6 protein-coding genes are annotated in these 5,693 nt (G+C 68.9%); 4 read left to right on the forward strand and 2 right to left on the reverse strand.

Annotated elements, in window-relative coordinates; genetic code table 11:
- Nucleotides 1–127: 127 nt before the first annotated feature.
- A complete protein-coding gene (locus tag EPN51_RS13620) occupies nt 128–838 on the reverse strand; it encodes an MmpS family transport accessory protein (protein WP_293043392.1) in 711 nt (236 codons plus the stop codon).
- A 219-nt stretch (nt 839–1,057) separates the two neighbouring features.
- On the opposite strand from EPN51_RS13620, the gene EPN51_RS13625 reads away from it, so the two are divergent.
- Entirely contained in the window at nt 1,058–1,318 is a 261-nt protein-coding gene (locus EPN51_RS13625; RefSeq protein ID WP_293043394.1) for a DUF3107 domain-containing protein, read from the forward strand.
- Here the strand turns inward: EPN51_RS13625 and EPN51_RS13630 are convergent.
- Nucleotides 1,315–2,001, reverse strand: coding sequence for a TetR/AcrR family transcriptional regulator (locus tag EPN51_RS13630; RefSeq protein WP_293043396.1), 687 nt, complete (start codon nt 1,999–2,001; stop codon nt 1,315–1,317). The two genes, EPN51_RS13625 and EPN51_RS13630, sit on opposite strands and share 4 nt — an antisense overlap.
- A gap of 199 nt (nt 2,002–2,200) precedes the next feature.
- On the opposite strand from EPN51_RS13630, the gene EPN51_RS13635 reads away from it, so the two are divergent.
- The 3 genes from EPN51_RS13635 to EPN51_RS13645 all read left to right on the forward strand — a co-directional run bounded on the left by EPN51_RS13635 (nt 2,201) and on the right by EPN51_RS13645 (nt 5,569).
- Nucleotides 2,201–3,229 (forward strand): DUF3152 domain-containing protein, encoded by a 1,029-nt coding sequence (locus tag EPN51_RS13635; RefSeq protein ID WP_293043398.1) that lies wholly within the window; start codon nt 2,201–2,203, stop codon nt 3,227–3,229.
- Nucleotides 3,230–3,404: 175 nt separating this feature from the next.
- Nucleotides 3,405–4,610 (forward strand): adenylyltransferase/sulfurtransferase MoeZ, encoded by a 1,206-nt coding sequence (moeZ, locus tag EPN51_RS13640; RefSeq protein ID WP_293043402.1) that lies wholly within the window; start codon nt 3,405–3,407, stop codon nt 4,608–4,610.
- A gap of 104 nt (nt 4,611–4,714) precedes the next feature.
- The gene (locus EPN51_RS13645; protein WP_293043400.1) at nt 4,715–5,569 is read left to right on the forward strand and encodes a TIGR02569 family protein; all 855 of its coding nucleotides are present in this window, start codon (nt 4,715–4,717) and stop codon (nt 5,567–5,569) included.
- Nucleotides 5,570–5,693: the final 124 nt, after the last annotated feature.

Raw genomic sequence — 5,693 nt, forward strand, 5'->3', positions numbered from 1 at the left:
TCACGGCCGTAGGGCTTCGCCGTGATCGCCAGTGCGGCGCGGCCGGGCGCAGCGGGTCACGGCCGTAGGGCTTCGCCGTGATCGCCAGTGCGGCGCGGCCGGGCGCAGCGGGTCACGGCCATCGGGCTCAGCGCGCGCAGGTCGCCATGTTCGAGGGGCTGGCCGACGCCATGATCCGCTGACCGGCGGCGTTGAAGACCGAGCAGCTGAGCTGGCCGTAGAAGCTGGTCGCGACCACGGATTCGGTCTGCACGCCGGGATTGAGCACCACCACCTTGGACCACGGCAGCGACACGTTGAACTCGCTCTGGGGTACGCCCCGCGCATCGGTGTAGACCACGTTCACCAGGTCCAGCAGCTGCTTCGTCCCGCTCACGCTGTAGACGACGGTGCGTGGGTTCAGCGTGGCCGTCGGCGGTGCCGCCGCGAGAGGCGGTGCGGCCGTGGGTGTTTGGGCTGCCGGGGTGCTGGGCGCGGCGCTCGGCGTGGTGACCGTCGTGACGGTCTCGGGCGGCAACTGGGCCACGCTGGAGGGGCTGGGCGGGGCGGATGCCTTGGTCGTCGCGGGCGCCGAGGTCACCGGGTGGGGAGCCGGCGCTCCCAGCGTGGCCTTGGTTGAGGCGCTGTCACCGCTGTTGATGATGACGGCGGTGGCGATGGCACCGATGGCCACCACCGCGCCGAGAATCGCCGTGGCGGGTCGCCAGCGCGAATCGGCCGGCCAGCCCGTCCAGTTGTAGTCGGCGTGCAGGTAGGGGTCGGTGTCGCAGGCGTCGTCGGGATCGTCGTCCGGGTAGTTCCGGATCCTGTCGTCGAGGTGCGGCAGTGTGGTACCCATGGGGCCGAAGTTAGCCATGTGAAAGCACGGATCGGGTATCGCGCGGGTGTGTGAGACAACCTGCAAGCGAATCGTTATCCGCGCGCGACCGAACTTTCGCTGACCGCGAAGTGTGGGGACGCGACGCGGTGGGGGTCAGCGGCGTCCACTAGCCTGCAGCTGACAGGGCTGGGACTCCAATGCCCGCGGAAGACTTCGTTACCTACGGAAGGGGTGACCGTGGAGGTCAAGATCGGGATCACGGATAGTCCGCGCGAGCTGGTCCTCGCCAGCGACCAGACGCCCGCCGACGTCGAAGAACTGGTCAGCGCCGCGCTGAGCGAAGGGTCGGGGTTGCTGCGGCTGAGCGACGACCGGGGTCGCCGCTTCCTGATCCACACCACCAAGATCGCCTACGTCGAGATCGGTGTCGCCGATGCGCGCCGGGTCGGCTTCGGGATCAGCGCCGAAGCCGGGAAACACGCCGGTAAGGGACGCTAGGAGCGAGTCAGCGGCACGTGTGACAGTCCGCCCCAGGCGAACTGGACGGTGCCGTCGACGGCGTCCGCCTTGGAGATCGGGCGGTCGGAGTCGAGCCAGTACCTGGCGCAGTCGACGCTGATGCCGACCAGCCCGACGGCGATCATCCGCGCGCGATGCGGGTCCAGCCCGGAATCCTCGCTGATCAACGCGAATACCGCGTCGATGCACGATTCGGTGGCGACGCGCACCTGGGCGGCCACCTCGGGTTCGGTGACGTAGTCGTTCTCGAATATCAGCCGGTAACCCTGGCTGTCATGCTCGATGAAATCGAAAAAGGCCTGCACCGCGGCGTGCAACCGGCGGCGGTTGTCCTTGGTGGCGCTCAGCGCTTGCTGAACGCCCGAGACCAGGTTTTCCACGTGCCGCGCCAGCACCGCGAGGTAGAGCTCGAGCTTGCTCGTAAAGTGTTGGTAGAGAACGGGTTTGCTAACCCCCGCCCGATCGGCGATCTCGTCCATGCCGGCCGCGTGGTAGCCGCGGTCGACGAAGACGTCGCTGGCGACGATGAGCAACTGGCCGCGCCGCTCATCACGGGGTAACCGGTTGCCCCGCCGGTTGGAAGCTGTGGCGCCGTCCGCCGGCCGGCCGCGGTCAGCCGATCTGCCGGCACGCCGTGCCGGCATCTTGGCGAGTTCGCTCATCGAGTCCTCATCTGATCGTCAACGGCCGACCGTCGGTTCACCGGAGCCAGCCGCTCGCAGCTCGTTGAAAAGGACCTTACTACCCACGGGGTTGGTCCTCCCGCTATCGGCGTCGTCGCCGCTGGCAGAAGCGGTGTCGGACGGGGGATTCGGGCGTGCCACGGGCGGCGCGGGTGTCCCGCTGTGTAATCCTGGGAAAATGACGTCGCAGCCGCCCCCGCGTGGCACCGGTCGCGTGCCGGTGCTACGCGACGAGTGGCGCGAACCGCTGCGGGCGCTGCGTGACCCCCTAGCTGCCCCGGAAGCCGGGCGCGTGCGGGCCGACCGTGAGCGACAGCGGCGGTGGCGCAAACAAACGTGGCTGGGGCGGTTCGTCTCCACCTACGGCTGGCGCGCGTACGCGCTGCCCGTCCTGGCGGTGCTCACCGGCGTCGTCATGTATCAGACGGTGACCGGCGCCGGCGCATCGAAGCCGACGGCGAGTCAGCCCATCGAGAGTCCGCCCGCGATCGGCGCGGTGGGCACCACGATCATCGACGCCCCGCCGCGCGGGCTCGCCGTGTTCGACGCCAACCTGCCGGCCGGGACGTTGCCGAATGGCGGCCCGTTCACCGAGGCGGGCGACAAGACGTGGCACGTGGTGCCGGGCATGACGCCGCAGATCGGACAGGGCACCGCCAAGGTGTTCCGGTACACCGTCGAGGTGGAGAACGGCATCGACCCGACGATGTTCGGCGGCGACGAAGCATTCGCTCAGATGGTCGACCAGACGCTGGCCAATCCGAAGGGCTGGACGCACAACCCGCAGTTCGCGTTCGTCCGAATCGATAACGGCAAACCCGACTTTCGGATCTCGCTGGCTTCGCCGGTGACGGTGCGCGAGGGGTGCGGCTACGAATTCCGGCTGGAAACGTCGTGCTACAACCCGGTATTCGGCGCCCACCGCGACGCGCGGGTCTTCATCAACGAGGCGCGCTGGGTGCGCGGTGCCGTGCCGTTCGAAGGGGACATCGGTTCGTACCGGCAGTACGTGATCAACCACGAGGTCGGCCACGCCATCGGATACCTGCACCACGAGGCGTGCGAACAGCAGGGCGCGTTGGCGCCGGTGATGATGCAGCAGACGTTCTCCACGTCGAACAACGACGCCGCCCAATTCGATCCCGACGTCGTCAGGGCCGACGGAAAGACCTGCCGCTTCAATCCCTGGCCCTACCCGATCGCGTAGCCCGCCGACGATGCGCGCCGGGCAGCGGCGTGAGGTGGGGGTACCGCCCGCTTGCGGGCGCGAGGCGGGCAATCGGGCCTGCATCGGCGATCGGCCTTCGTTGCCGTCGCCCCGGCGGGCTGCTGTGATGGATGGAGATGGATTGAGAAGCCGTACCGCGAAACTGACCGAGGAGATGTTTTCCGTGTCGTCGTTGCCGCCCCTGGTGGCACCCGCAGACCACCTGACCGGCGACGAGGTGGCCCGCTACAGCCGTCACCTGATCATTCCCGGCCTGGGGGTCGACGGGCAGAAGCGGCTCAAGAACGCCCGGGTGCTGGTGATCGGTGCCGGCGGGCTCGGGGCGCCGACCTTGCTCTACCTGGCCGCGGCCGGCGTCGGCACCATCGGCATCGTCGAATTCGACGTGGTGGAGGAATCCAACCTGCACCGTCAGATCATTCACGGCGTGGCCGACGTCGGGCGACCCAAGGCCGTCTCGGCGCGTGAGTCGATGGCCGCGATCAACCCACTGGTCGACGTGCGCCTGCACGAGGTGCGCCTGGACTCGACCAACGCCGTCGAATTGTTCGGCTCCTACGACGTGATCGTGGACGGCACCGACAACTTCGCCACCCGGTATCTGATCAACGACGCGGCGGTCCTGGCGAAAAGGCCGTACGTGTGGGGATCCATCTATCAATTCGAGGGCCAGATCTCGGTGTGCTGGGAGGACGCGCCGGACGGCCGCGGTCTCAACTACCGCGATCTCTACCCGGAGCCGCCGCCGCCCGGCACCGTTCCGTCGTGCGCCGAAGGCGGCGTGCTGGGCATCGTCTGCGCCTCCATCGCGTCGGTGATGAGCACCGAGGTGATCAAACTCATCACCGGCATCGGCGAATCGCTGCTGGGCCGGTTGATGATCTACGACGCGCTGCAGATGACCTACCGCACCATCGCGATTCGCCGGGATCCGTCCGACGCGTCAAGGCCCAAGATCACCGAGCTCGTCGACTACGAGCGGTTGTGCGGTGTGGTGTCGGAGCCCTCAGCCGACGATGCCGCCGCGACCGTCGATAACTCGGCCATCACCCCGCGGGAGTTGCGCGAGCTGCTGGATTCCGGCAAGGAGCTGGCACTGATCGATGTCCGCGAGCCCGTGGAGTTCGACATCGTGCACATCGACGGGGCCCAGCTGATCCCGCAGTCGTCGATCAACTCCGGTGAGGGTCTGGCGCAGCTGCCGGCCGGCCGCACGCCGGTGCTGTATTGCAAAACGGGCGTGCGCTCGGCGCAGGTGTTGGCGGTGCTGAAGAAGGCCGGATTCGCCGATGCGGTGCATCTGGAGGGCGGAATTGTGGCCTGGGCGCAGCAGATGCAGCCCGACATGGTCCTGTACTGAGCGATAGGCCGCCGGTCCTGGCGACGACCCGCCGCTGTGCCGTCTGGCGGCGACCCGCCGCCAGGCTTGCGGTCGCCGCTGTTGTACTCGTTTAGAGTACCCGTGTGACAGTCGAGCCACCGCCGGACCACGTGCTGTCGGCGTTCGGCTTGGGCGGCGTCAAACCCGTCTATCTGGGCGCCAGCTGGGAGGGCGGCTGGCGATGCGGCGAAGTCGTCCTGTCGCTGGTGGCCGACAACGCGCGCGCGGCGTGGTCCGCCCGGGTCCGCGAGACGTTGTTCGTCGATGGCGTTCGGCTGGCCCGTCCGGTCCGTTCCACCGATGGGCGATACGTCGTCTCCGGGTGGCGGGCAGACACCTTTGTCGCCGGGACGCCGGAGCCCCGCCACGACGAGGTCGTCTCGGCGGCGGTGCGCCTGCATGAGGCGACGGGCAAACTGGACCGTCCCCGCTTTCTGACCCAGGGCCCCGCGGCGCCCTGGGGCGACGTCGACATTTTCATCGCCGCCGACCGTGCGGCGTGGGAGGAACGGCCGCTTGCCTCGGTGCCGCCCGGCGCGCGGGTGGCCCCCGCCACCGCGGACGCCGAGCGATCGGTGGAGCTGCTCAACCAGCTCGCCACGTTGCGCAAGCCGACCAAGAGCCCCAACCAATTGGTCCACGGGGATCTTTACGGCACAGTGCTTTTCGTGGGTACCGCCGCGCCGGGCATCACGGATATCACCCCGTACTGGCGGCCCGCATCGTGGGCGGCGGGCGTCGTCGTCATCGACGCGCTGTCCTGGGGGGAGGCCGACGACGGGCTCATCGAGCGCTGGAACGCTCTGCCGGAATGGCCGCAGATGTTGTTGCGGGCGTTGATGTTTCGCCTTGCGGTCCACGCCCTGCACCCGCGGTCGACCGCCGAGGCGTTCCCCGGTCTGGCCCGCACCGCGGCGCTGGTCCGGTTGGTGCTCTAGCCCCACCGCGTGGCGACCCGCTGCGCCCGGCTACGCCGCGCTGGCGATCGCCACTGGCCCTACCGCGTGGCGACCCGCTGCGCCCGGCTACGCCGCGCTGGCGATCGCCACTGGCCCTACCGCG

Source organism: Mycobacterium sp. (assembly GCF_004298145.1).
Taxonomy (GTDB): Bacteria; Actinomycetota; Actinomycetes; order Mycobacteriales; family Mycobacteriaceae; genus Mycobacterium.